This is a genomic window from Frateuria sp. GZRe12, assembly GCF_051900535.1.
GTDB lineage: Bacteria > Pseudomonadota > Gammaproteobacteria > Xanthomonadales > Rhodanobacteraceae > Frateuria_A.
Genome location: NZ_JBHZGI010000001.1, coordinates 571,297 through 596,649 on the forward strand (window position 1 = coordinate 571,297; position 25,353 = coordinate 596,649).

General features: G+C 67.4%; 17 protein-coding genes. 6 read left to right on the top strand and 11 right to left on the bottom strand.

The window, feature by feature from the left end; genetic code table 11:
- Nucleotides 1–5: 5 nt before the first annotated feature.
- Nucleotides 6–563, bottom strand: a complete 558-nt coding sequence (locus ACFWZ4_RS02630; RefSeq protein WP_439703180.1) for an NADPH-dependent FMN reductase — start codon at nt 561–563, stop codon at nt 6–8.
- 418 nt (nt 564–981) lie between these two features.
- On the opposite strand from ACFWZ4_RS02630, the gene ACFWZ4_RS02635 reads away from it, so the two are divergent.
- Entirely contained in the window at nt 982–2,661 is a 1,680-nt protein-coding gene (locus tag ACFWZ4_RS02635; RefSeq protein ID WP_439703182.1) for a diguanylate cyclase domain-containing protein, read from the top strand.
- A 188-nt stretch (nt 2,662–2,849) separates the two neighbouring features.
- On the opposite strand, the gene ACFWZ4_RS02640 is transcribed toward ACFWZ4_RS02635, so the two are convergent.
- The 5 genes from ACFWZ4_RS02640 to ACFWZ4_RS02660 all read right to left on the bottom strand — a co-directional run bounded on the left by ACFWZ4_RS02640 (nt 2,850) and on the right by ACFWZ4_RS02660 (nt 8,191).
- Complete coding sequence (locus tag ACFWZ4_RS02640) at nt 2,850–5,117, bottom strand: thiamine pyrophosphate-dependent enzyme (protein ID WP_439703183.1); 2,268 nt, start codon at nt 5,115–5,117, stop codon at nt 2,850–2,852.
- Between the two features lie 106 nt (nt 5,118–5,223).
- Nucleotides 5,224–5,826 (bottom strand): glutathione S-transferase family protein, encoded by a 603-nt coding sequence (locus tag ACFWZ4_RS02645; RefSeq protein WP_439703184.1) that lies wholly within the window; start codon nt 5,824–5,826, stop codon nt 5,224–5,226.
- Nucleotides 5,823–6,341, bottom strand: coding sequence for a hypothetical protein (locus ACFWZ4_RS02650; protein ID WP_439703185.1), 519 nt, complete (start codon nt 6,339–6,341; stop codon nt 5,823–5,825). The genes ACFWZ4_RS02645 and ACFWZ4_RS02650 overlap by 4 nt, the downstream gene beginning before the upstream one ends.
- Nucleotides 6,314–6,862 (bottom strand): GNAT family N-acetyltransferase, encoded by a 549-nt coding sequence (locus ACFWZ4_RS02655; protein WP_439703186.1) that lies wholly within the window; start codon nt 6,860–6,862, stop codon nt 6,314–6,316. The genes ACFWZ4_RS02650 and ACFWZ4_RS02655 overlap by 28 nt, the downstream gene beginning before the upstream one ends.
- 159 nt (nt 6,863–7,021) lie before the next feature.
- The gene (locus tag ACFWZ4_RS02660; protein ID WP_439703187.1) at nt 7,022–8,191 is read right to left on the bottom strand and encodes an acyl-CoA dehydrogenase family protein; all 1,170 of its coding nucleotides are present in this window, start codon (nt 8,189–8,191) and stop codon (nt 7,022–7,024) included.
- A 112-nt stretch (nt 8,192–8,303) separates the two neighbouring features.
- Between ACFWZ4_RS02660 and ACFWZ4_RS02665 the strand changes: the two genes are divergently transcribed.
- Nucleotides 8,304–9,179, top strand: a complete 876-nt coding sequence (locus ACFWZ4_RS02665; protein WP_439703189.1) for a DMT family transporter — start codon at nt 8,304–8,306, stop codon at nt 9,177–9,179.
- A 22-nt stretch (nt 9,180–9,201) separates the two neighbouring features.
- Here ACFWZ4_RS02665 and ACFWZ4_RS02670 read toward each other — a convergent pair whose 3' ends face one another.
- The 4 genes from ACFWZ4_RS02670 to ACFWZ4_RS02685 form a co-directional block, all read right to left on the bottom strand.
- Nucleotides 9,202–9,900 (bottom strand): DUF1003 domain-containing protein, encoded by a 699-nt coding sequence (locus ACFWZ4_RS02670; protein WP_439703190.1) that lies wholly within the window; start codon nt 9,898–9,900, stop codon nt 9,202–9,204.
- Nucleotides 9,901–9,958: 58 nt separating this feature from the next.
- On the bottom strand, nt 9,959–10,888 hold the full coding sequence (locus tag ACFWZ4_RS02675; protein ID WP_439703191.1) for a 5'-nucleotidase: 930 nt from the start codon (nt 10,886–10,888) through the stop codon (nt 9,959–9,961).
- A 91-nt stretch (nt 10,889–10,979) separates the two neighbouring features.
- Nucleotides 10,980–11,741 (bottom strand): NAD kinase, encoded by a 762-nt coding sequence (locus tag ACFWZ4_RS02680; RefSeq protein ID WP_439703192.1) that lies wholly within the window; start codon nt 11,739–11,741, stop codon nt 10,980–10,982.
- Between the two features lie 156 nt (nt 11,742–11,897).
- Entirely contained in the window at nt 11,898–16,829 is a 4,932-nt protein-coding gene (locus tag ACFWZ4_RS02685; protein WP_439703193.1) for an NAD-glutamate dehydrogenase, read from the bottom strand.
- Nucleotides 16,830–17,318: 489 nt separating this feature from the next.
- Between ACFWZ4_RS02685 and ACFWZ4_RS02690 the strand changes: the two genes are divergently transcribed.
- On the top strand, nt 17,319–18,536 hold the full coding sequence (locus ACFWZ4_RS02690) for an efflux RND transporter periplasmic adaptor subunit (RefSeq protein WP_439703194.1): 1,218 nt from the start codon (nt 17,319–17,321) through the stop codon (nt 18,534–18,536).
- A 12-nt stretch (nt 18,537–18,548) separates the two neighbouring features.
- The gene (locus tag ACFWZ4_RS02695; RefSeq protein WP_439703195.1) at nt 18,549–21,728 is read left to right on the top strand and encodes a multidrug efflux RND transporter permease subunit; all 3,180 of its coding nucleotides are present in this window, start codon (nt 18,549–18,551) and stop codon (nt 21,726–21,728) included.
- 226 nt (nt 21,729–21,954) lie between these two features.
- On the opposite strand, the gene ACFWZ4_RS02700 is transcribed toward ACFWZ4_RS02695, so the two are convergent.
- Nucleotides 21,955–23,115, bottom strand: coding sequence for an acyl-CoA dehydrogenase family protein (locus tag ACFWZ4_RS02700; protein ID WP_439703196.1), 1,161 nt, complete (start codon nt 23,113–23,115; stop codon nt 21,955–21,957).
- Nucleotides 23,116–23,245: 130 nt separating this feature from the next.
- Between ACFWZ4_RS02700 and ACFWZ4_RS02705 the strand changes: the two genes are divergently transcribed.
- Together ACFWZ4_RS02705 and ACFWZ4_RS02710 are read left to right on the top strand one after the other, a co-directional pair.
- A complete protein-coding gene (locus ACFWZ4_RS02705; protein ID WP_439703197.1) occupies nt 23,246–24,172 on the top strand; it encodes an ArsR/SmtB family transcription factor in 927 nt (308 codons plus the stop codon).
- Between the two features lie 84 nt (nt 24,173–24,256).
- Nucleotides 24,257–25,336 carry a homocysteine S-methyltransferase family protein gene (locus ACFWZ4_RS02710; protein ID WP_439703198.1) on the top strand — a complete coding sequence of 360 codons (1,080 nt, stop codon included), beginning with the start codon at nt 24,257–24,259 and terminating at the stop codon, nt 25,334–25,336.
- Nucleotides 25,337–25,353: the final 17 nt, after the last annotated feature.

Genomic DNA, 25,353 nt, shown 5'->3' on the forward strand with positions numbered 1-25,353 from the left:
TTCGCTCAGCGCTTGAGGAAGGTTTGCACCCACTCGACGTATCGGTCGACGAACCCCTGCAGGAACTTGCGCGTGCTGTCCACGGTGATGTTGCCGTCCGCATCTACCGGACCGTGGTCCTTGAACTGCACGAACACCTCCGGCTGTCCCAGCAATGGGACGTCCAGATAAGCCAGCGTGTTGCGCAAATGCTGCTGCGCCAGCGCGCTGCCGGTGGAACCGATCGACGCACCGATCACCGCCCCCGGCTTGCCGGCGAAGGCATTGGTGCCATAGGGGCGCGAGGCGATGTCGATGGCGTTCTTCAGCACGCCCGGCACGGACCGGTTGTACTCCGGCGTCACGAACAGCAGAGCGTCCGCAGCCTGGATCTGTTGCTTCAGCGCCTTCCATGGCGCCGGGTAATTGCCGTCGAGGTCCTGGTCGTACAACGGCAGGTCACCGATGGCGATGTGTTCGAACGCCAGTTCACCCGGAGCCAGTTTTTCGACCGCGCGAGCGAGGCGGCGATTGAAAGAGTCCTTGCGCAGACTGCCGACCAGGACGGTCACTTTGATGCTCATGGGGGACCTCCGCATGGTGCGCGCCCTGCCGGGCGTCAGCGTTTCGTGAAAGGCCACGGCGCGACTGCTCGTATGGGTCCATAGCTACCCCACAAGGTCAGACACGGCCGCGATTCGGCTGAGCATGCCGCCCACGCCGGCAAGGACCCGTGAGCGCAGGAAGCCTTCCGTGGCCTTGGCACGGAGCCTGCTAGTCCAGCCCTTGGCCCGCCTATAAAAAACGGGCGACGGACCGGACGATTCGCGTAGGATCGTCTTCAACGCAGGCACACCGTCGGAGAGTCCCGGCTTGCCTGTTCGAGAGGAGGGGCTGCGGACCGCAGGGACTTTGCAGCCGTCGCCAAGCGGGGACAAGGGGATGCGAACACTGTCCACAGCAAGGATCTGGAACCGGTGCAGGCTCCCGTTGATCGGCAGCGTGCTCGGTCTGCTGTGGCTGTGGTTTGGCGTGGTGCACGCGGCCATGCTGCTGGACGGCGGTTGGCGCGAGGCGCGCGCCGGCGACACCCCGGCCATGGTGCTGGAGCAATTCCGCAAGGGCCAGCTGGCCGCGTTCGACCCCTCCCTGCTGCACGGTTTTCCACGCGAAGGGCTGGGTACCTGGGTAGTACTGCGCCCGCAGCCGCCCTGGGTGGACGAGGAGCGGGTGCTTACCATCTACCCGCCCGCGCTGGGGCGGATCACCGTCTACGACCAGAAAGGGCCGATCAGCCGCCTGGCGCTGGACGACGTCAGCGGCCCGCCGCTGGGCCATGGACGGCTGGCGTTCCGCTATCCGGCCAGCGTGCCCGCCTCCACCGTCATCCTGCTGAAGCTCGAGCCGGTGGACGGACTTTCGCCGCCACTGAGCTTCCACCTGGAATCGCTGACCGCTTTCCTCGCGCATGATGCGCACTGGCTGACGCTGTTCAGCGCCTGCTTCGCGGTGATGCTGGCGATGGCGCTCATGGCGCTCTGCTTCGCGCTGATGCTGCGCGACAACACGTTCTTCTGGTACGCCGGCTATATCTTCTGCTACGCACTGATCCAGAGCATCCAGACCGGCTTCCTGTTCCATCCGCTGGAGGCGAGCTGGCTGGCGCCATCGGCCAGCCTGCTCGAGTCGGCATCGATCGCATTGTCGGTGGCTTTCGCGGCGCTCTTCATGGCGCGCTTCTGCGAGCTGCAGCGCTTTGCTCCCCTGCTGCGCGCGCCGGTGCTGGCGCTGGCGATCGGGATGCCGCTGCTGGTGCTGATGCGCAGCAGTTCGATCGGCCTGCTGATGGACGTGGCACAGGCGCTGGTCGATCCACTGCTGATCCTGGGCGCCTTGCTCATGCTGCTCACCGCCATCGTGGCCGCCTCGCACGGTTCCCGCCACGCCTGGTTCTTCCTGATCGGCTGGACGCCGCTGCTTGCGCTCACCGCGCTTTCCACCGCGCAGCTCAGCGGCGCCCTGCCCGACATGGGCTGGATCAGCGACGCCAGCGTGGTGGCCGGCGCGTTCGAGGCGATCGTGCTTTCGATCGGCCTGGGCGACCGCGCGCTGACAATGCGGCGCGACCGCGACATGGTGCGCGCGTTGGCCGACAACGATTCGCTCACCGGCGTGCTCAACCGCCGTGCATGGAACGAAGCTGCCGAGACCATGCTGGAGGAAAGCACCGGCCGCCCGGTGGCGCTGCTGTTCCTGGACCTTGACCGCTTCAAGCTGCTCAACGACCAGCAGGGCCATCGCGCGGGCGACCGCGCCTTGATCGAAGTGGCCGAGGCGCTGCGCGCCGAGTTGCGCCCCTCCGACCTGCTCGGTCGCTACGGCGGCGAGGAATTCATCGCCATGCTGGATGGCGTGGTGGAAGAACAGGCCATGCAGGTCGCCACCCGTCTGTGCCGACGGGTGCATCGACTGGAGATTCCGGTCAACGGCGAGTTCATGTTGAGCGTAAGCATCGGCGTGGCCATGCGCACGCTGGCCGATACGGTGGAAACGCTGATCGAACGCGCGGACCAGGCGATGTACCAGGCCAAGGTGAACGGCCGTAACCAGGCGCGCCTGTACGACCGGCCGCGTGCCATTCCCGACCAGATCTGGCCGCGGGTGACCGAGGTGGAGAAATAGCGCGGTCGCGCTTTGCCCATCCGCTTGTGGGTACCTTTTTCCATTAGCTGGGAAGCCTCGCTGGAAGCGTTCCGGCTGGGATCTTCTTTCCTCGGTCGGCTGAATCCCCCGCTTGCGCGTAAAGGCGTCCAGACACGGACGGGGGAAACTTTTCTCGCCCCCTCCGCCCCCTTCGCCCCGGCGTTTCGTCAGCCGGCCAAACGCCGCGCCGCGGCCACCACGTCCGCCTCGCCCGGCAGCACCAGGAATGCCGCCCCCGCCAGCGGCGTGAACGTATCGGCACCGACCACGCGCTCCAGCGGCGTGGCGCCGAGACCCGCCTCCACGATGGCGGTGATCACGCCCTCGCCCACGCCGGCGCTCTTGCGGCCCTCGTCCAGCACCAGGATCCGCTTGGCCGTCTTCGCCTGCGCCGCGATGAAGGCGTCATTGAGCGGCGCGAGCCAGCGCAGGTCGACCACGCGCACCTTCCACTGCAATTGCGCCTCGATGGTGCGCGCGGCGCGCAGCGCCATCGGCACGCCGTTGCCGAAGGTGAACACGACCAGGTCGTACGCACCCTCGCCATAGACCCTGCCCTCGCCCAGCACCATGGCTTCGCCCGGCGCCGGATAGGCGAACTGCCACTGGCCGTCGCCGGGCTCGTACAGATCCTTGGTCATGTACAGCGCGATCGGTTCCAGGAACGCGCACACGCGCCCGTCCACCTTCGCCAGCGCGGTCAGCGTGCGCAGCATGGTCGCCGCATCGTCGCCGCGGCTGGGGCAGCCGACAACGAGGCCCGGGATGTCGCGCAGCGCGGCGATCGAGTTGTCGTTGTGGAAGTGGCCGCCGAATCCGCGCTGGTAGCCCAGCGACGCCACGCGCATCACCAGCGGGTTGCGGTACTGGTCGTTGGAGAAGAACTGCAGGCTGGCCGCCTCGCCGCGGATCTGGTCGCCCGCATTGTGGAAGTAGGCCAGGTACTGGATCTCCGGGATCGGCAGCATGCCCATGTTGGCGTAGCCCTGGGCCAGACCCAGGATCACCGTCTCGTCCAGCAGTGTGTTGAACACGCGGGTGTTCCTGAAGGTTTTATGCAGGCCCTTGGTGACCGTGTAGACGCCGCCCTTCTGCGCCACGTCCTCGCCGAACAGCAGCGACTCGGGATACTTGGTCATGATGTCGTGCAGCGCCTGGCCGATCTGGATGGCCAGGTGACGCGGCGGCTGGTTCTCCGGCAGCTTCTCTTCGCTACCGAAAGCCTTCAGGCGTGCGTCGGCGTAGTCGGTGCGCTCGGCTTCGGCCTTCACCTTGGCGGGCGTGTACGGTGCGAGCGGAGCCATCACGTCGTCCAGGCGCTCGAGCCTGGGCCGGCGGTCGGCGTCCTCGGCGGCCGCGAAGCAGCGCTTGCGGGTAGCTTCGTACAGCGCCAGAAGTTCGTCCTTGGTGTAAAGGCCCGATTCGAGCGCGATCGCAGCCGAACGCAGCAGCGGATCGGTCGCCTCCACCGCGCACAGCTCCTCGATGCTGCGCCACTCGATCTCGAAGTCGGTGCCGGCGTGGCCCATCACGCGGGTGGTCTTCAGGTGCAGGAAAGTCGGCCGGCGCGTGCTGCGGCAGTGCTCGACCGCGCGCTGCACCTGGGCGTAGCCTTCGGCCAGGTCCAGTCCGTCGGCGAAGAAGTAGTCGAGGTTGGAGCGCGAACGGTAGTTGGACGCGACCCAGTCGGTCGGTGTCTTCACCGAGATGCCGATGCCGTTGTCCTCGCACACGAACAGCACCGGCGCGGGCAGCTTCTGGTACGCGGTCCATCCGGCCGCGTTGAAGGCGGTCTGCGCGGTGGCGTGGTTGGAGGAGGCGTCGCCGAAGGAGCAGATGGCGATGGAGTCGTCCGGCACCGGCAGCGTGTGGCCGATGCGTCGCGCGTGGTCGATGGCGATCGCCGTGCCGAGCGCCTTGGGCAGGTGCGAGGCGATGGTCGAGGTCTGCGGAAGTACCCACAGTGGCTTGGAGCCCCACACCTTGTGGCGGCCGCCCGAGGCCGGATCGTCCTTGCTCGCGGCAAAGGAGAGCGCCGAATCCATCACCGGGTCCATGCCCGGCAGTTTGCGGAAGCGCTCGGCCATGAATCCGCCGGAGCGGTAGTGCAGGAAGGCCGGATCGGTGTGCCGCGTCAGCCGCGCCACCATCGCGTTGCCCTCATGGCCCGACGAGCCGATCGTGTAGAACACCTTGTTCTGCACCCGCAGCACGCGCGCCATCAGGTCCAGGTGGCGGCTTATCAGCTGCGATTCGAACAGTTCCCGGAAGCCCTGCGCATCCAGCGCGCTACCCGGCAGCACGGGCTGGTCATCCCGCGCCGCGCCGCGCACCTGACCGTCCCACAGCGTCACGAACTCGCTGAAGTTCTGGTCGACGATCTCGGCGCGATTGAAGCCTTTGTGGCGGGCAGTGTTGGGGAATGGCAGGGACATGACGGTTCTTCGAGAGGTTGAGGTTGCAATTGTAGGGTGGGCTTCAGCCCACCGCGCCTGCCGCGGCCGGGAATGAGGAGCGGATGCCCCAACCCTCCGATCGCGATCAGGCCTGCATGGGCGAGTGCCCCGGCTGCGCCCGCACGCGGTCCAGCCAGGCCAGGACGTTCGGGTACGGCGACAGATCGAAACCGCCGTCGCCGGCACAGTGGGTGTAGGCATACAGCGCGATGTCCGCAAGCCCGTAGCGCTCGCCCACGAACCATTCGCGCCCGGCCAGATGCTGCTCCATCACCGCGAGCACCGCCTTGCCGCGCTCGATCAGAGCGGGCACCTCGGCCTGGCGCGGGTGCGCGGCCGGCAGCCAGCCGCGGATGAAGCGCGCCACCGCGATGCACGGTTCGTGGCTGTATTGCTCGAAGAACAGCCATTGCAGCGTCTGCGCGCGCAACCAGGCATCCTCGGGCCAGAACGAAGTGCCTTCGGCGAGGTAGCACAGGATGGCGTCCGACTCGGCCAGCCGGCGCCCGTCGTCCAGCTCCAGCAAAGGCACCTTGCCGTTGGGATTCTTGGCCAGGAATTCGGGCGTGCGCGTCGCGCCGCCCGCACTGTCCACATCGACCCAGCGGTAGTCGCGGCCGAGCTGGTCGAGCAGCAACTGCAGCTTGTAACAGTTGCCGGAGGCACGCATGCCGTAGAGGGTGATCATGCGATGTTGTTCCTGGTGGCCAGCCAATCGGCGCGCTGCAGGTCTTTGTCGCGGCCGAACAGACGCAACAGGCGCAGCTGTTCGGCCTGCGAGGGAATGGGAATCACGAGGCCGTCGATCTGCGCCATGCGCGTTTCCTCGACCCGCACGCGACGCCATTGGTTGCCGTCGTTTACTTCCAGGTCGCCCATGACTTCCACCGGCACGCCCGGGAACGCGAAGCGCGCGAAGTGCGAGCGGAACCGCTCGCCGCCGGCAGCGTGTTCGGTTGGCAACCGCTTGTCGTGCCAGAGCGCGAGTAGTGCATGGGCATCGCGTGTGCTGGTCAGCACATCGAGATCGGCCACGGGCAACGTGTTATCCGCGAGGTAGATCGACGCGCTCCCGATCACCACCCACGGGTCCGCGCAATGGCGATGCAGGTCCGGCACGCACGCGGCCAGGGTATGGCGAAGCGGCGCAGCAACTTCGCGGATGGAAAACAGGCTCATGCCACCGACCGGCGCGTGCGCCACTGTTCGCGGGTCTGGCCCCAGATCTCGGTGGGTGAATCTTCGTACGGCGCTGGCAGCTTGCCCGGGCCGCGACAGGTGGACCCGAGTCGCCGCGCGAGTGCCTGCGACGGAGCATTGTCCGGATGGATCGAGTGGATGACTTCGTCCCAGCCGAGGTTCTCGAATGCCCAGTCGATCGCGGCGGTGGCGCCTTCGACGGCGTAACCCTTGCCCCAGGCGGCCCGGGCCAGTCCCCAGCCGACCTCGGTACCGGGCCAGCCCTCCGGGAACCAGGGACCGAGGCGGCCGACCCACTGGCCGCTGGCCTTCTCGATCACCGAGAACATGGAAAAACCCTGGATCATCCAGGCGCCGGCCGAAGACAGGAAACCGCGCCAGGCCAGCGCCCGCGGCTGCTGTCCGCCGATGAAGCGGGCGGCCTCCAGGTCGGCCATGTTCGCCGCGTAGGCCTCGAAGTCCTCGATGCGCGGCGGGCGCAGGATCAGGCGGTCGGTTTCGATGCGGATGTCCGGAACGTGCAAAGCCTTGCTCCTCGTTATTCCCCGCCGTACAAGCCTGACTGGCGTCATTCCCGCGAAAGCGGAAATCCATCTTGCCCTGAAACACACAGTCAAAAGTGGATCCCGCTTTCGCGGGGATGAGGGGCGGTGGTGCAGATGCCGCCCCGGACGAAACGCCGATCAGAACGCGTTGATGCCGGTCAGCTCGCGACCGACCACGAGCTGGTGCACGGTCTCGGTGCCCTCGTAGGTGATCACCGATTCGAGGTTCAGCGCGTGACGGATGGCCGAATGCTCGGTGGTGATGCCGGCGCCGCCGAGGATGTCGCGGCACTCGCGGGCGATGTCGATCGCCATGCGGCAGTTGTTCCACTTGGCCAGCGAGACCTGGGTCGGCTGCATGGTGCCGGCGTCCTTCAGGCGACCCAGTTGCAGCGACAGCAGCTGCGCCGTGGTGATGCGCCGGGCCATGTCGGCCATCTTCAGCTGCACGGCCTGGTTCGAGGCAAGCGGACGGCCGAACAGGATGCGCTCGGCGGTGTAGTCGAGCACTTCCTTCAGGCAGGCCTGCGCCGCGCCGATCGGGCCCCAGGTGATGCCATAACGCGCCTGGGTGAGGCAGCCCAGTGGGCCCTTGAGGCCTTTCACGTTGGGCAGGCGGTTGGCTTCGGGCACGCGCACGTTGTCGAAGAACAGCGCGGAAGTGACCGAGGCGCGCAGGCTCATCTTCTTGTGCACTTCCTGGGCGGTGAAGCCGGCGGTGTCGGTCGGCACGATGAAGCCCTGGATGCCGTCCTCGGTCTGCGCCCAGACGATCGCGATGTGGGCCAGGTTACCGTTGGTGATCCACATCTTGGCGCCGTTGATGACCCAGTCGCCGCCGTCCTTCCTGGCGTTGGTCCTCATGTTGGCCGGATCGGAACCGCCATGCGGCTCGGTCAGGCCGAAGCAGCCGATGATCTCGCCCGCCGCCATCTTCGGCAGGTAGTGCATCTTCTGCTCTTCGGTACCGTAGGCGTAGATCGGATACATGCACAGCGAGCTCTGCACCGAGGCGAAGCTGCGCAGGCCCGAGTCGCCGCGCTCCAGCTCCTGGCAGATCAGCCCGTAGCTCACGCCGTTCATACCGGCGCAACCGTACTTTTCCGGGATGGTCGCGCCGAGCAGGCCCAGGTTCGCGATCTCCGGCACCAGTTCCTTCGGAAAGCGGCCCTGGTCGAAGCAGTCGCCGATGATCGGCAGCACCTTCTCGTCGACGAAGCGGCCGACGGTGTCCTGCACCATGCGCTCCTCGTCGCTGAGCAGCGAGCGGACGTCGTACAGATCGAGCGGATCGAGGCGGGCGGCCATGCTTGGGTTCCGTTGGAGGGACAAGCCCGGCATTCTACCGCCCGCGGTGGCGGGAGGTCATGCCGGGGCAACTGCCCACCCGCCACCCTGCCCCCACCCAACCGGACCACCCATGTTCAAGGGCGTACTACTTGGCTTTGCCTGCTATGCGGCCTATGCGATCAGCGACGCCTTCGTCAAATCCCTGCGCGGCACGCTGCCGGCGTTCGAGGCGGTGTTTTTCGGCGCGGTGCTGGGGCTGGTGGCCATCCCGTTCATCCGCAAGCCGGGCGACCGCTGGCACGAGGTGTTCGTGGCCAATCGTCCCTCGCTGTGGTGGATTCGCGCGGTGACCGGCGCGGTCTGCAACGTGTCGGCCGTCGTGGCGTTCACCCACCTGCCGATGGCCGAGACCTTCACGCTGATCTTCCTGATGCCGATCTTCGTGACGATGCTCTCGGTGGTGTTCCTGAAGGAGCACGTGGGCTGGCGACGCTGGTCGGCGGTGGTTGCCGGTTTCGCCGGGGTGCTGGTGGTGTTGCGCCCGGGTCTTCGCCCGTTGGGCGTGGGCCACCTCGCCGCGATCAGCTGCGGCATGGCCGGCGCCGTGTCGGTGGTCGCGCTGCGCATGGCCGGGGCGCACGAGAAGCGCGTCAGCCTGTACGGCGCCGGGGTGATCGGCCCCTTGGTGGCCGGCGGCCTGCTGATGCTGCCCTCGTTCACCTGGCCGACCCTGCACCAGTGGGAACTGCTGGCCGGCTACGGCCTGCTGGCGGGGCTGGCCGGCGTGCTGCTGATGCTCGCCACCCAGCTCGTCCCCGCCAACCGGGTGGCGCCGACCCAGTACAGCCAGATGCTGTGGGCGATCGGTTTCGGTTACTGGCTGTTCGGCGACACGCTGGACTGGCCGATGCTGGCCGGCATCGTGCTGATCCTGGGCGCCGGACTGTTCACCCTGGTGCGGGAGGAGCAGGTGACCGGTTGGTGGCGCCGGATGAAGCTGGTCTAGTGAAACCGGCGCGGCGACGCGATTACCGGCTCCGGGCAAGATCCGAAAGCAACTCGACCTGCAGTTCCTGGATCCGCACCAGCCGCTCCCACTGGTGCGACAGCAGGTGATCGACCTTCTCGTGGAGGTGGCGGATCTCCAGCTCGGCTTTCAGGTTGATCTTGTAGTCGTGTTGCGAGCGCAGGCGGTCCTTCGCCTCCTGCCGGTTCTGGCTCATCATGATCACCGGGGCCTGCACCGCCGCCAGGCAGGAGAGCAACAGGTTCAGGAAGATGTAGGGATACGGATCGGGCGGATGGCGCCAGAGCGCGAACGAATTGACGCCGACCCAGCCCAGCAGGAACACGGCGAAAAAAGACAGGAAGGTCCAACTGCCGCCGAAGGTGGCAATGCGGTCGGCCAGGCGCTCGCCGAAACTCCATTGGCGATCGAATTCGCGCTCGATGTCGGTCGACACAAGTTCGTGCTCGCGCAGGCTGCGCAGCACGTCGTTTTCGAGCGAGCTCAGTTCGCCCTTCTCCGATTCGAGCAGGTCATGCACGTAGGCGGCCCGCGCTCGGGCCAGGTCCGCGCGGCACACCGGCCGGTCCGGCGCCCAATCCGGCGCCAGCCTGGCCAGTTCCTCGGCGACCTCGGGACGGATCAGTTCGCCGGGAACGAGTTCGCGCGCCGGCAGTTCCTTGCCGCAGACGACGCAGGTGCCCATCGCGTGCTTGCCCACCGCCGTACCCTCCGGTTGTCCGGGCGCGAGCCTAGCACCGGTGCCGCCGCGTGTGAGGTCAGCGGTTGCTGACGCCGTGCGGCACGTGCCCGGTGGCGACGTGCCGGCGCGCGGACTCCACGTTGGCGGGCGAATCGTCGAAGAAGATGTCGGCGCCGAAGGCATCCAGGAACGGCCCCTTGTCCCGGCCGCCCAGGAACAGGGCCTCGTCGATGCGCACGCCCCAGCGGCGCAGGGTCAGGATCACCCGCTTGTGCGCCGGCGCGGAGCGCGCGGTGACCAGCGCGGTGCGGATCGGCGAGTCCTCCGCCGGGAAGGCGGTCTGCAGCCGGTGCAGCGCGGTGAGGAAGCCGCGGAACGGACCGACCGACAATGGCTCGCCCGCCTGCTCCGTCTCGCGGCGGTGGAAGGCTTCCAGACCCTCCTCGCGCGACACGCGTTCGCCTTCGTCGCCGAAAATCACCGCATCGCCGTCGAAGGCGATGCGCAATTGCTCGCTGGCGCGCGGCGGCGCGGTGCTGGGCAGGATGGTGGCCGCGGCCACGCCGGCGGCCAGAGCACGGCCGACGTCCTCGGCATTGGCCGAGAGGAACAGGTCGGCCCTGAACGGGGCGATGTAGTCGGAGGTAGGCGCGCCGCTGGTGAAGGCGGCGCGGCTGATCTCCAGGCCATGGTGCTGGATCGCGTTGAAGATGCGCAGTCCGGTGTCGCCCGAGTTGCGCGACAGCAGGATCACCTCCACCGGCGGCACGTCGCCCGCCAGCTTGTTGAGGCCCAGCAGCTTCTGCACCAGCGGAAAAGCGACGCCTGGCTGCAGCAGCTCGTTCTCGTGCGCGATCTGGAAGCGGCGGTAGGCGTCCAGGCCGTCGCGCTCGAACAGTGCGTGGCTGTCACCCAGGTCGAACAGCGCACGCGAAGAGATGGCGACGACCAGGCGGTTGTCGGTACTGGCGCCAGGATCGTGGGCGCTGGGAGTCGCGGGATTCATGCGCGCAATCTAGCAAAACGGCCAGGGGCAAGGGGCGGGACGGGCGAGCGGCGCGTCAGGGCGGCCCGCGGCGCCTTCCACTGCCCCGCGCTCATTCCGCGGCGAACTGCTCGTCCAGGATCCGCTGCTCCAGGTTGTGCTCCGGATCGAACAGAAGCTTCACGCCGCACTCCTGCGCCTGGCAGATCTTCACCGAGCGCACGTCGCGCACTTCCAGGAAGTCGGCAGTGGCACTGACCGGCCGCTTGCCCGGTTCGAGCACGCGCAGGGTCACCAGGGTACGGTGCGGCAGGATCGCGCCACGCCAGCGGCGCGGGCGGAACGGGCTGATCGGGGTGAGCGCCAGCACGTTTGCGTCCAATGGCAGGATCGGACCATGGGCCGAGAGGTTGTAGGCGGTGGAACCGGCCGGCGTGGCGACCATGATGCCGTCGCAGACCAACGCCGCGAGCTTGACCGTGTCGTTGAGCTTCACTTCCAGGTGCGCGGCCTGGTTGGTCTGGCGCAGCAGCGACACCTCGTTGAATGCGAGCGCGAACTGCTCGTTGCCCGCGCCGTCGACGGTGCGCATCTGCAGCGGGTACAGCACGGCGGCGTGAGCGCGTTCGATGCGCCCGGGCAGATCGTCCAGCTGATGCTTGTTCATCAGGAAGCCGACGCGGCCGAGCTTCATGCCGTAGACCGGCAGGTCCAGCGCGCGATGCGCGTGCAGGGTGCGCAGCATGAAGCCGTCGCCGCCCAGCGCCACGATGACATCCGCCTCCAGCGGTGGCAGATCGCCGTAGCGTTCGGCCAGCTTGCGGCGGGCCTGCTGGGCGACCGGGGTGTCGCTGGCGACGAAGGCGAAGCGCATGGGCATCCGGCGTGGCGAGGGATGTTTCGAGCTTAGCGCAGCCCAGAACGATGTAGGAGCGCACCCTGTGCGCGACCACGCCCCATCGGGACGCGCGGTCGCGCACAAGGTGCGCTCCTACAGGGAGCCCGGGACGTGGAGTCCCGGGCACTTGCATCAACCCACCGGCACCTGCGCCAGTTGCGCCAGGCGGCGGACGGCGACCGAGGCGATCGGGTAGTCCGCGTTCTGGGTCAGGATCTCGGCGAGCATGCTGCGGGTGTAGTTGAGCGTCGCATCGTCACGCTGCAGCCATGCCTGTACCGGCGAGACGTCCTTCCGGGCGCCGGCCAGCGCCAGCACCTGCTGGGCCAGTGCGCGATGCTGGTGGTTGAGCTCATCCAGCAGCGAACCGCGCGCCTGCGCATGCCAGTGGCCTTCCACCGGCAGCGCCTCGATCTGGCCGCGCAGCCATTCCAGGTCCAGCGTCTCGCCCAGTTCGTAGAACACCTTCGCGACCGCGGGAACGGGCTGGTTGCTCTGGCGCGCCACCTCGACCATGTCCAGCACTGCGCGCAACACCGGCATGCGGGCAAGGCGCACCGCCAGCTCGGCCGGCACGCCGAGGCCTTCCCACTTCTCGCAGCTGAGCTCGAAATCGGCCTTGCCGGTCTCGGTCAGCACCTCGGGCAGGCCCTGGCGCAGGGCGGTGACGCCGGCCTGGTAGCGCTCGACGTTGGCGGCGATGTCCAGGCTGGCGCCGGGACGGTTGAGCAGCCAGCGCGTCATGTGCCGCAGCTGCGACCAGATCTGCATGATCGCGTCGATCTGGGTGTCCTCGGCGACCTTGCCGTCGAGCGCCTCGATCTCGGCCCACAGCTCACGCGCATCAAGGATCTCGCGCGCGGCGGTGTACGCCTTGGCGATCGACGCCGGGCCCTGCCCGGTGTCCTCCTGCATGCGCATCATGAAGGTGGCGCCCATGCGGTTGATCGTCGAGTTGGTCACCGCGGTGGCGATGATCTCGCGCTTCAGGCGATGGCGCTGCATGTTGGCCGCGTACTTCTCGTGCAGCGGCTCGGGGAAGTAGCGCACCAGCTCCTTGGACAGGTACGGGTCTTCCGGCACGTCCGACTCGAGCAGCTGCTGGAACAGCTTGATCTTGTCGTAGGACAGCAGCACCGAAAGCTCCGGCCGGGTCAGGCCCTGGTGGCGCGCCTTGCGCTCGGTCAGCTCGGCGTCGGACGGCAGGTTCTCGACCTGGCGATCGAGCAGGCCCTCGGCCTCCAGCTGGCGGATGAAGTGCGCCATCGAGCCCAGCCGCTTGACCGACTGGTGCTCCATGAGCGTGATCGCCTGGTTCTGGCGGTAGTTGTCCCACAGCACCAGCTGGCCAACCTCGTCGGTCATCGCGGCGAGCTGCTTGTTGCGGCCCTCCTCGGTCAGCTCGCCGCGGCGCACGGCGTCGTTGAGGAGGATCTTGATGTTCACCTCGTGGTCGGAGGTGTCCACGCCGGCGGAGTTGTCGATGAAGTCGGTGTTGAGCAGCACGCCGTGCTGGGCGGCCTCGATGCGGCCCTTCTGGGTGAAGCCCAGGTTGCCGCCCTCGCCCACCACCTTGCAGCGCAGTTCGCCACCGTTGATGCGCAGCGCGTTGTTGGCGCGGTCGCCCACGTCGGCGTTGGTCTCCTGCGAGGATTTCACGTAGGTGCCGATACCGCCGTTCCACAGCAGGTCGACCGGCGCCTTGAGGATCGCGCTCATCAGCTCGTTCGGATTAAGCTGTGTCACGTCCTCCTTAAGGCCCAGCGCCTGGCGCACCTGCGGCGAGACCGGGATCGACTTGGCGCTGCGCGGATAGATGCCGCCACCTTCGGAAATCAGCGACTTGTCGTAGTCCTCCCAGCTAGAGCGCGGGATCTTGAACATGCGCTGGCGCTCGGCGAAGGACTTCGCCGCATCCGGGTTCGGGTCCAGGAAGATGTGGCGATGGTCGAACGCGGCCAGCAGCCGGATGTGCTCGGAGAGCATCATGCCGTTACCGAACACGTCACCGGACATGTCGCCGATGCCCACGCAGGTGAAGTCCTGCGTCTGCGAATCGCGTCCGAGCGCGCGGAAATGGCGCTTGACCGATTCCCACGCACCCTTGGCGGTGATGCCCATGCCCTTGTGGTCGTAGCCGTTCGAGCCGCCGGAGGCGAACGCGTCGCCCAGCCAGAAGTTGTGCTCGATGGAGATGGCGTTGGCGATGTCGGAGAACGTCGCCGTGCCCTTGTCGGCCGCGACCACCAGGTACGGATCGTCCTGGTCGTGGCGCACCACCTCGTGCGGCGGAACGACCTTGCCCTCGACCAGGTTGTCGGTGATGTCGAGCAGGCCGTTGATGAACATCTTGTAGCAGGCGATGCCCTCGGCCTGCTGCGCGTCGCGGTCGCCGCCGACCGGCGGGCGCTTGACGAAGAAGCCGCCCTTGGAACCGACCGGCACGATGACGGTGTTCTTCACCATCTGCGCCTTGACCAGGCCCAGCACCTCGGTGCGGAAGTCCTCGCGGCGGTCGGACCAGCGCAGGCCGCCACGCGCGACCGCGCCGAAGCGCAGGTGGATGCCTTCCACGCGCGCGGCCGACACGAAGATCTCGCGGTAGGGCACCGGCTTGGGCAGCTCCGGCACCTTGTGCGAATCGAACTTGTAGCTGATGTACGGGCGGAACGCGCCGTCCCACTGCTGGAAGAAGCTCGTGCGCAGGGTGGCGCGGATCACGTTCAGGAAGCTGCGCAGGATGCGGTCGTCGTCGAGGCTGGAGACGTTTTCCAGCAGCGTCGCGACGGCGTCTTCGAGGATCGCCACCTGCTCGGCGCGCGGACGCGAAAGCATGCCGACCAGATTGTCGACCAGGGCCGGTTGCGCGGCCTGCACGTTGCCCGGGATCAGCACGCGCATCTCGGCGTTCAGCAACTCGCCCGCGGTCTGCAGTTCGTCGGCCGAGAGGCTTTCGCGACGCGGGTCGAACTTCGCGTTGAACAGTTCCACCAGCACGCCGGCAATGGCCGGATAGCGGTTGAGCGCGTCTTCCATGTAGGCCTGCGAGAACGACACGCCGGTCTGCAGCAGGTACTTGCAGTAGCCGCGCAGCACGGCGACCTGGCGCCAGTTGAGCTTGGCGCCCAGCACCAGCCGGTTGAAACCGTCGTTTTCCGCGTTGCCGCGCCAGATCTGCTCGAAGGCGTCCTCGAACAGGGTGCCGACCTGTTCGACGCTGAAAGTGAGGTGGCCGACCGGCTGCACCTCGAAGTCCTGGATGAACAGCGGCGTGCCGCCGGTGCGTACGTCGTAGACGTGCTCGGTGAGCACGCGCAGGCCGAGGTTTTCAAGCTGCGGCAGCACCTCCGACAGCGCGATGTCGCTGCCGGAACGGTAGACCTTGAAGCGCAGTTCGTCCGGGCGCCGCGGCGGATGGTAGAAGGACATGCGTACGGCGTCGTCGCCTTCGAGCTGCGAAAGCTCGTAGACGTCCTCGGCCGCCACTTCCGCGCTCACCTCGTCGACGTAGCCGACCGGCAGCGCCTTGACGTAGCGGTTGGCCAGCACCACGCCCTCGTGGTCGCCGCGGGCCTGGACCAGCGCGTCGCGCACATCGTCGTGCCAGTTGCGCACGATGGCAGCCACCGCCTGCTCCAGCGCGGCGCTGTCATAGGTCGCGCGATCGCCGATCTTCGGACGCACCACCACATGCAGGCGGGCCAGTGCGGCCTCGCCCATCAATACGGCGGAGTCGACGTGCTCGCCGTGCAGCGCATCGCGCAGCAGGTTCTCGATGCGCTCGCGCACCGTGGTGTTGAAGCGCTCCCGCGGCACGTAGACCAGGCACGTGTAGAAGCGTCCATAGCGATCGCGGCGCACGAACAGGCGCGTGCGCGCGCGCTGGCGCAGCTCCAGGATTCCGCTGGCAGTGCTGGACAGTTCGTCCTCGCTGCTCTGGAACAGCTCGTCGCGCGGCAGCGTCTCCAGGATGTGGCGCAGCGACTTGCCCGAGTAGGAATCGCGCTTGAGGCCCGAGCGGCACATCACCGCCTCGACCTTCTGGCGCACCAGAGGCACGTCCTGCGGGCGGGCCATGTAGGCGTTGGAGGAGAACAGGCCCAGGAAGCGTTGCTCGGCGATCGGCTTGCCGTTGGCGTCGAACTTGAGCACGCCCACGTAATCCATGTAGCCGGGCCGGTGCACGTGCGAACGGGCGTTGGTCTTGGTCAGGATGATCGCGTCGGTCGAACCGGACTGCGGCAGCGACGAGGCGGCCAGGCTGCGTAGCGAACGCGGCGCCATCGAACGCTCGCTGCCGCGCAGGATGCCCAGCCCCGAATCGTTGATGGCGCGCAGCACTTCCTCGCCATCGGCCTCGGTCACCTCGTATTCGCGATAGCCCAGGAAGGTGAAGTTGTCGTCGGCCAGCCAGTGCAGGAACGACGAAGCCTCGCCCACCGCGCTCTCGCCCAGCGGCAGCTTGCGCTGCGGCAGCTCGGCGGCGATCGCCAGCGCCTTGTCGCGCATGGTCGCCCAGTCGTCGACGGCGACGCGTACATCTTCCAGCGCCGCCTCGACGCGCGCCTTGAGCGCGGCCTGCGCCGCTTCGTCGGCCACCCGGTCGACCTCGAAATGCATCACCGATTCCGGCTTGCCACCGTCGCCGCCCAGCTGTTGCAGCTGCCCCTTGGCGTCGCGCGTGGCGCCGACCACCGGGTGGATCACCGCATGGATCTGCAGGTCGTCCGAAGCGACCATGCTGACCGTGTCGACCAGGAACGGCATGTCGTCGGTAACGACCTCGATCACGCTGCGCCCGGCATGACCGCGCTCGGGGTTGAACACGCGCACCTTGGCGCGACCCGGTTCACGCTGCTGGATGAAATCGAGAATCCCGCCGATCAGGCCGGCCCACTCGGCCGGGGTATGCAGGTCCACGTCGCTGTGCGCCATGCGCGCGAAGAAGGCGCCGATAAAAAATTGCGCCTCATCAAGGCGCCCGGTCGCAAAGCCGCTTTTCTTCAGTTCCTCGAAGACAGCCGGGGGAACCGTGCTGTCGCTGGTCGCGCGAATGGCATTCATGGCATCTGCTTGTCAGTGGAAACGAGTGGTGCCCACGCTGGGGAGGCGTAAAGCCCGAAAAGGATACGCCTCGCGTCAGGTCGATTCCACCGATGAGGCCCGTTGAGGCGAGTGCCCGGGCCTGTTGCCGTAGCCACGTTCAGGCTGGTCATGCATGCATGGCAAGGCGATACCGGCGCGGGAGCGAAGCCCGTGCGCTGCCGCATGGTCGCGACAATGCAACACGGTCGCGCAAAGACTGCGTTCCTGCGCCCAAGCGCGACTCAGTGACCGGCCTTTGTCCACAACATCCGGCGGCGCGCAAGATCTTGGCCGCGACAGTTCGCAAAATGTAAACTCGCCGGTATAGTTGCGCGTTTCAGCCGACGGTGCCCCCCCCGCCGGCACGCCGTGTCACGACCACTGGCACTGGTCGGCCACGTCGGCACTCGTATGCTCCCCGGCTTCCCCGCCGCGTCCCCGGTCACGCCTCATAAGAATGGAGTTCCCATGAAGTCCACGACAACGCGCACCCTGGCCCTGTGCCTCGGCATGCTCGCCCTCGCCGCCTGCGGCGGCAAGGACCAGCCGCAGGGGCAGCAGCAGATGCCGCCGCCGCAGGTAGGTGTGATCACCCTCAAGGCGCAGACCGTGCCGCTGACCAAGGACCTGGTCGGACGCCTGTCCCCGTTCCGCAGCGCCGACGTGCGCGCCCGCGTACCGGGCGTACTGCTCAAGCGTGCCTACGACGAAGGCACCGATGTCGAGAAGGGCCAGCTTCTCTTCCAGATCGACCCGGCGCCGCTGAAAGCCACGCTGGGTGCCGCCCAGGCCAGCCTGGCGCAGGCGCAGGCCAGCTATACCAATGCGAAGGTCAACGCCAGCCGCGCACGCGAGCTCGCGCCCAAGGGTTATGTCTCCAAGTCCGACCTGGACAACGCACTGGCCACCGAGCGCAGCGCAGCGGCCGCCGTGCAGCAGGCACGCGCCTCGGTGCAGTCGGCGCAGATCAACCTCGGCTATGCCGACGTGCGCTCGCCGATCGACGGCCGCGCTGGCCAGCAGCAGGTCACCGAGGGCGCGCTGGTCGGCCAGGGCGAGGCCACGCTGCTGACCACCGTGGAGCAGATCGATCCGCTGTACGTGAACTTCAACATGAGCGTCTCCGAGCTGGAGCAGCTGCGCCAGGCGCAGGGCCAGGGCAACGTCTCGCTGGCCGTCGCCGGCAAGAGCGGTCAGGACGCCAGCGTGCGCGTCAGCCTTCCCGACGGCACTGCCTACGCGCAGCCGGGCGCGGTCGACTTCTCCTCCACCTCGGTGGACCCGGCGACCGGCGCGGTGACGCTGCGCGCGCGCATCCCCAACCCCGAGCACGCCCTGCTGCCCGGCATGTACGTCACGATCGAAGCGTCGCTCGGCCAGCGCCACAACGTGTTCGTGGTGCCACAGGCGGCGGTGCTGCGTGACACCGTCGGTGCTTACGTCTTCGTGGTCGGCCCCGATGGCAAGGTCGCGCGCCACGATGTCACCACTGCCTCCATGCAGGAGGGCAACTGGGTTGTCACAAGCGGCCTGAAGGCCGGCGAGAAGGTGATCGTCTCGGGGGTGCAGAACGTCAAGGAAGGCGCCCCGGCCAACCCGTCCCCGTGGCAGCCGCCGGCTCCTGCCGGCCAGGCTCCGGCTGCCGCGAAGGCGCCGGCCGCCGCCGCGACCGCGCGCGGCAAGTAACGGAGCGCCCTCATGCCGAGTTTCTTCATCGACCGCCCGATCTTTGCCTGGGTGGTGGCCATCCTGATTTCGCTGGGCGGCGTGCTGGCCATCCTCAACCTGGGCGTGGAGTCCTACCCCAACATCGCGCCGCCCTCGGTGACGGTCAGCGCGTCCTATCCGGGCGCCAGCGCCGAGACCACCGAGAAGGCCGTCACCCAGGTCATCGAACAGCAGCTGACGGGCATCGACCACCTGCTGTACTTCAGTTCCTCCTCCAGCGCCAGCGGCCGCGCCAGCATCACGCTGACCTTCGAGAGCGGCACCGACCCGGACATCGCCCAGGTGCAGGTGCAGAACAAGGTCTCGCTGGCCACGCCCCGCCTGCCCTCGGAAGTGACCCAGCAGGGCGTGGTGGTGGCCAAGGCCAACGCCGGCTTCCTGATGGTGGTCGCGCTGAAGTCCGACAACCCCAGCATCGACCGCGACCGCCTGAGCGACATCGTCGGCTCGCAGGTGCTCGACCAGATCGCCCGCGTGCCGGGCGTGGGCAGCACCAACCAGTTCGGCTCCGAGTACGCCATGCGCATCTGGCTCGACCCGGACAAGCTGCACGGCTATGACCTCTCGGCCACCGAAGTGCTGAACGCGATCCGCGCGCAGAACGTGCAGTTCGCCGCGGGCTCGATCGGTGCCGATCCGGCGTTGCCCGGCCAGGGCTTCACCGCGACGGTGTCGACCGAAGGACGCTTCACCACGCCCGAGCAGTTCGCCGGCATCATCCTGCGCGCCAACCCGGATGGCACCACGGTCAAGCTGGGCGACGTGGCCCGGATCAGTTTCGGTCCCGGCAACTACGGCTTCAACACCACGGTGGACGGCAAGCCGATCGGCGCCTTCGCGATCCAGCTGCTGCCCGGCGCCAACGCGCTCAACGTGGCCACCGCCGTGCGCGGCAAGATGGACGAGCTGGCGCCCAGCTTTCCGCCGGGCGTGACCTGGTTCAGCCCGTACGACAGCACCACCTTCGTGAGGATCTCCATCGATGAGGTGGTGCACACGCTGATCGAGGCGATCATCCTCGTCTTCCTGGTGATGCTGCTGTTCCTGCAGAACATCCGCGCCACCATCATTCCGACGCTGGTGATCCCGGTCGCCCTGCTGGGCACGTTTCTGGGCATGCTCGTGCTGGGCTTCACCATCAACCAGCTGACCCTGTTCGGCATGGTGCTGGCCATCGGCATCGTGGTCGACGACGCGATCGTGGTGATCGAGAACGTCGAACGCATCATGACCGAGGAGAACCTGTCGCCGAAGGAGGCCACGCGCAAGGCGATGGGCCAGATCACCGGCGCAGTGGTGGCGATCACCGTGGTGCTGACGGCGGTGTTCGTGCCCTCGGCGCTGCAGCCGGGCGCCTCGGGCATCATCTACAAGCAGTTCGCGCTGACCATTGCGGTGTCGATGGGCTTCTCGGCCTTCCTGGCGCTTTCCTTCACGCCGGCGTTGTGCGCGAGCTTCCTCAAGCCCGAGCACCACAAGAAGAAGAACGTCGTCTTCCGCAAGTTCAACCAGTTCTTCGACTGGACCACGCGCACCTACACCGGCCACGTTGGTGGCGCCGTGCGGCACGCGCCGCGCTGGATGTTCGTGTTCGTGCTGGTCGCGGTGCTGGCCGGCTTCCTGTACACCCGCCTGCCCGGCAGCTTCCTGCCCGAGGAGGACCAGGGTTACGCGATGTCGATCATCCAGCTGCCACCGGGCGCGACCCGGCAGCGCACCGAAGAGGTGATGGCGGAAATGCTGAAGGTCCTGAAGAAGGATCCGGCGGTCGACACCGTGCTGCAGGTCGCCGGCTTCAGCTTCATCGGTTCCGGCGAGAACGCCGGTATGGCGTTCATCAAGCTCAAGGACTGGTCGGATCGCGACGTTACCGCCGCGGAATTCATCCAGCGGGCGAACATGTCGCTGTTCCAGATCCACGATGCGCGCATCTTCGTGGTCAATATCCCGACGGTACAGGGCCTGGGCCAGTTCGGCGGCTTCGACATGTACCTGCAGGATCGCAGCGGCGCCGGCCGCGAAGCGCTCACGCAGGCGCGCAACACGCTGCTGGGCAAGGCCAGCCAGGATCCGGTGCTGACCGGCGTGCGCCCCAATGCGCTCGAAGACGCGCCGCAGTTGCACCTGGACGTGGACCGCGTACAGGCGCAATCGATGGGCCTGTCGGTGGGCGACATCTACAACGCGGTCGGCCTGATGCTGGCGCCGGTGTACGTCAACGACTTCACCTACGGCGGGCGCGTCAAGCGCGTGATCATGCAGGCCGACGCGCCCTACCGCATGAGTCCGGATGCGCTGCAGCACTTCTTCACCCCCAGCAGCACGCAAACCACTGGCGCGGGCACGCCGGAGATGATCCCGCTGTCCAACGTGGTGCACGCGGACTGGCAGATGGGCTCGCCCTCGTTGAACCGCTACAACGGTTACGCCGCGGTCGAGATCGTCGGCTCGCCGACCCCGGGCCATGCCTCGGGCGAGGCGATGGCCGAGATGGAGAACATCGTCACCAACGACCTGCCGCAGGGCTACGGCTTCGACTGGACCGGCCAGTCCTACCAGGAAATCCTTTCCGGCAACGCCGCCACGCTGCTGATGGTGCTGTCGATCGTGATCGTGTTCCTGGCGCTGGCGGCGCTCTACGAGAGTTGGTCGATCCCGGTCTCGGTGCTGCTGGTGTTGCCGCTGGGTCTCCTGGGCGCGGTGGTGTTCACGCTGTTGCGCGGGCTGCCCAACGACATCTACTTCAAGGTCGGCCTCATCACGGTGATCGGCCTGGCGGCGAAGAACGCGATCCTGATCGTGGAGTTCGCGGTGGAGCAGCAGGCGCACGGCCGTACGTTGCGCGAAGGCGTGATCGAGGCGGCACGCCTGCGACTGCGGCCGATCCTGATGACCTCGCTGGCTTTCATCCTGGGCGTGTTCCCGCTGTTCGTTTCCTCGGGCGCCGGCGCCAACGCACGCCATGCGATCGGCACCGGCGTGGTCGGCGGCATGCTGTTCGCCACGTTCCTTGGCGTGCTGCTGATCCCGGTGTTCTACGTGGTGGTGCGCCGGTTGCTGGGCGACAAGCTCGATGGCGACGGCACGGCGCAGCCGGGGATCGGCCATGGACCGCATACGTTCGATTCGGATCCGCGCCGCGGGCACTAGCCGAACACCTGCTCCCTCTCCCCTCCGGGGAGAGGGTTGGGGTGAGGGGCCGGGGCTCGCCTCGGGCCACAAAAAAAGCCCGGGCAACGCCCGGGCTTTTTTTGTTTGAGGGAAGTGCTGTCCGCAGCGCCGGCGATTCTTCCGAAGAGCATCGCTGGCAACTTCCCCGCGAGTTTCGGCCCCTCACCCCAGCCCTCTCCCCGAAAGGGGAGAGGGAGCCAGAAGTTCAGCGCAGACCAGTCTCGTTACGGGCGATCACGATGCGCTGGATCTCGCTGGTGCCTTCGTAGATCTCGGTGATCTTGGCGTCGCGGAAGTAGCGTTCCAGCGGCATCTCCTTCGAGTAGCCCATGCCGCCGTGGATCTGCACCGCCTGGTGGCTGATCCACATCGCCGCCTCCGAAGCGGTGAGCTTGGCGATCGCCGCCTCGGTGCCGAAACGCCCGCCGTTCTTCTCCGCCTCGCCCTTGGCCCACGCTGCGCGCAGGGTAAGCAGCGTGGCAGCGTCCAGCTTGCACTTCATGTCGGCGATCTTTGCCTGGGTCATCTGGAACGTGCCTATCGGCGCGCCGAACGCCTTGCGGTCGCGCGACCACTGCAGCGTGGCCTCGTACGCGGCGCGGGCGATGCCCACCGCCTGCGAGGCGATGCCGATGCGGCCGGCGTCCAGCACGCCCATCGCAATGGCGAAACCCTTGCCTTCCGCGCCCAGCAGGTTTTCCTTCGGGCACACGTAATCGTTGAATTCGATCTCGCAGGTCGCCGAGGCGCGGATGCCGAGCTTCGGCTCGGTCTTGCCGGCGTGGAAGCCCGGCCGCTTGGTGTCGATGATGAAGGCCGACACGCCCTTGGCGCCGATGCCCGGCGTGGTGATCGCGAACAGCACGATGTAGCGTGCCACCGGACCGGACGTGATCCAGCTCTTCTTGCCGTTGATCACCCAGTTGCCATCGGCATTCTTCGTCGCGCGCGTATGCATGGCCGAGGCGTCGGAGCCCGACTGCGGCTCGGTCAGCGCATAGGCGCCGATGGCCTCGCCCGAGGCGATGGCGCGCACATAGGTCTGCTTCTGCTCCTCGGTACCGTGCTTGAGGATGCCATTGCAGAACAGCGAATTGTTGACCGACATGATGGTCGAGGTGGCCGCATCGGCTGCGGCGATCTCGATCATCGCCAGCACGTAGGCGATCGGGTCCATGCCCGCGCCGCCGTATTCGGTCGGCACTTCGATGCCCATCAGGCCCAGCTGGCCCATCTCCTGGATGTTCTGCAGCGGGAACTCACCCTTGGCATCCAACTCGGCGGCAACCGGCGCGATCCGCTTCTGCGCAAAATCGCGGGCGATCGACTGGATCGAGAGCTGGTCTTCGGTGAAACGGAAATCCATGGGGGGCTCCAAGGCTTGGCGAAGCCCGCTAGTTTAACCGACCCTCACGCGGGCCCGTAGGGTTCACTCTTGACGCCCACGCTACCGCCGCCTAGCCTATCCATCTTCGCATCGCGATGAAAGGATGAAAATGGATCTGGCGACCGCCTCCGGCGTCCTGCGCCTGCTGGCCGATCCCACCCGCGTGCGGCTGCTGGCATTGCTGGAGCGCGAGGAACTGACCGTGGCCGAGCTGGCGCAGGTGCTGCACCTGGCCCAGCCGCGCGTGTCTACGCACCTGGCCAAGCTCAAGGAAGCCGAGCTGGTGCGCGATCGCCGCGCCGGCGTGTCGGCCTACTACCGCGCCAACAACGAGGGCGGCGCGCACCAGCACGCCCTGCTCCACTCGCTGCGCGAGAGCATCGACGATGCCCTGCTGCGCGAGGACGCCGCCCGCCTCCCGTCCGTGCTGGCCAATCGCGCCCGCGCGGAAGGCTGGGCCGACACCGTCGCCGGCGACATGGAGCGCCACTACTCGCCCGGCCGCACCTGGGAAACCCTTGCCCGCTCGCTGCTACAGCTGCTGGAAACCGGCGACGTACTGGACATCGCCTCGGGCGATGGCATCACCGCCGAGCTGCTGGCGCCGCACGCGCGCTCGATCGTCTGCGTGGATTCGAGCGACCGCGTGGTTGCCGCCGCTGCGCAAAGGCTCAAGGCCTTCCCCAACGTGGAAGTGCGCGAGGGCGACATGCACGCGCTGGACCTGGGCAAGCGTCGCTTCGACCTGGTGCTGATGCTGCACGCGCTGACCTATGCCGAACGCCCGTCCCAGGCCGTGGCCGAAGCCGCGCGCCTGCTTCGCAGCGGAGGCCGGCTGTTGGCGGTGACGCTGGGCAAGCACGACCATCGCACCGCGGTCGAGCCGTTCGACCACCGCAACCTCGGGTTCACGCGCGAAGACCTGTCGCGTCTGGCCACCGACGCCGGCCTGACCGTATCCAGTTGCGTGCGCCTGAGCCGCGAGCGCAAGGCGCCGCACTTCGAAGTGATCAGCCTGCTGGCGCGCAAGCCGTAATCGATCCTTCCCCCGCGTGCGGGGGAAGCTGCCCAGGGGCAGTCAGGCACACCCGTCTGCCGCCCGCACAGTCGAGGAAACACCATGAGCACCCTGCCCTGGCTCCATCCCCATCGCGTCGCCCAACTCGAGCAGGCGCTGCGCGAGCGCATCCTGATCCTCGACGGCGCCATGGGCACCATGCTGCAGGGCCATGCGCTGGACGAGTCCGGCTTCCGCGGCGAGCGCTTCGCGCATGGGCACGACAACAAGCACGACCACTCGCGCCCCGGCGGATGCGACCTCAAGGGCAACAACGACCTGCTTTCGCTTACCCGCCCGGACCTGATCCGTGGCGTGCACGAGGCCTATCTCGATGCCGGCGCCGACCTGGTCGAGACCAACACGTTCAATTCCACCCGCATCAGCCAGGCCGATTACCACCTCGAACACCTCGCCTACGAACTGAACCTCGAAGGCGCACGGTTGGCGCGCGCCGCCTGCGATGCCTGGACCTCGAAAACGCCGGACCGGCCCCGCTTCGTGATCGGCGTGCTCGGACCGACCAGCCGGACCGCTTCACTGTCGCCGGACGTCAACGACCCGGGCTTCCGCAACGTCACGTTCGAGGAACTCGCGCGCAATTACCGGGAGTCCGCTGCCGGCCTGATCGACGGTGGCGCCGACGTCGTGATGGTGGAAACCATCTTTGACACGCTCAACGCCAAGGCAGCGCTGTTCGCCCTTTCCGAACTCTTCATCGAACGGGGCGCGCGCGTGCCGATCATGATTTCCGGCACCATCACCGACCGCTCCGGTCGCACGCTCTCCGGCCAGACCGCCGAGGCTTTCTACTATTCGATCGCGCACGCCCGCCCGCTCGCGGTGGGCCTGAACTGCGCACTCGGCGCCGCCGACCTGCGCCCGCACGTGCAGACCCTGGCCGACATCGCCGACTGCTACGTCAGCACGCATCCGAATGCGGGGTTGCCCAACGCCTTCGCCGAATACGACGAGACACCCGCGCAGATGGCCAGCGTCGTCGCCGGGTTCGCCCGCGACGGGCTGCTGAACCTGGTCGGCGGCTGCTGCGGGACCACGCCGGCGCACATCGCGGCGATCGCCGAGGCGGTGCGCGGTTGTGCGCCACGCAGGTTGCCCGATGCGTCGCGGCAAGCCGCATGAATACCTCCAATCAGCTC

Bases quoted from the DNA above. Each gene is read 5' to 3' on its own strand.
- ACFWZ4_RS02630 (WP_439703180.1), bottom strand. From the start codon at position 563: ATGAGCATCAAAGTGACCGTCCTGGTCGGCAGTCTGCGCAAGGACTCT.
- ACFWZ4_RS02640 (WP_439703183.1), bottom strand. From the start codon at position 5,117: ATGTCCCTGCCATTCCCCAACACTGCCCGCCACAAAGGCTTCAATCGC.
- ACFWZ4_RS02645 (WP_439703184.1), bottom strand. From the start codon at position 5,826: ATGATCACCCTCTACGGCATGCGTGCCTCCGGCAACTGTTACAAGCTG.
- ACFWZ4_RS02660 (WP_439703187.1), bottom strand. From the start codon at position 8,191: ATGGCCGCCCGCCTCGATCCGCTCGATCTGTACGACGTCCGCTCGCTG.
- ACFWZ4_RS02665 (WP_439703189.1), top strand. From the start codon at position 8,304: ATGTTCAAGGGCGTACTACTTGGCTTTGCCTGCTATGCGGCCTATGCG.
- ACFWZ4_RS02675 (WP_439703191.1), bottom strand. From the start codon at position 10,888: ATGAATCCCGCGACTCCCAGCGCCCACGATCCTGGCGCCAGTACCGAC.
- ACFWZ4_RS02680 (WP_439703192.1), bottom strand. From the start codon at position 11,741: ATGCGCTTCGCCTTCGTCGCCAGCGACACCCCGGTCGCCCAGCAGGCC.
- ACFWZ4_RS02685 (WP_439703193.1), bottom strand. From the start codon at position 16,829: ATGAATGCCATTCGCGCGACCAGCGACAGCACGGTTCCCCCGGCTGTC.
- ACFWZ4_RS02690 (WP_439703194.1), top strand. From the start codon at position 17,319: ATGAAGTCCACGACAACGCGCACCCTGGCCCTGTGCCTCGGCATGCTC.
- ACFWZ4_RS02695 (WP_439703195.1), top strand. From the start codon at position 18,549: ATGCCGAGTTTCTTCATCGACCGCCCGATCTTTGCCTGGGTGGTGGCC.
- ACFWZ4_RS02700 (WP_439703196.1), bottom strand. From the start codon at position 23,115: ATGGATTTCCGTTTCACCGAAGACCAGCTCTCGATCCAGTCGATCGCC.
- ACFWZ4_RS02705 (WP_439703197.1), top strand. From the start codon at position 23,246: ATGGATCTGGCGACCGCCTCCGGCGTCCTGCGCCTGCTGGCCGATCCC.
- ACFWZ4_RS02710 (WP_439703198.1), top strand. From the start codon at position 24,257: ATGAGCACCCTGCCCTGGCTCCATCCCCATCGCGTCGCCCAACTCGAG.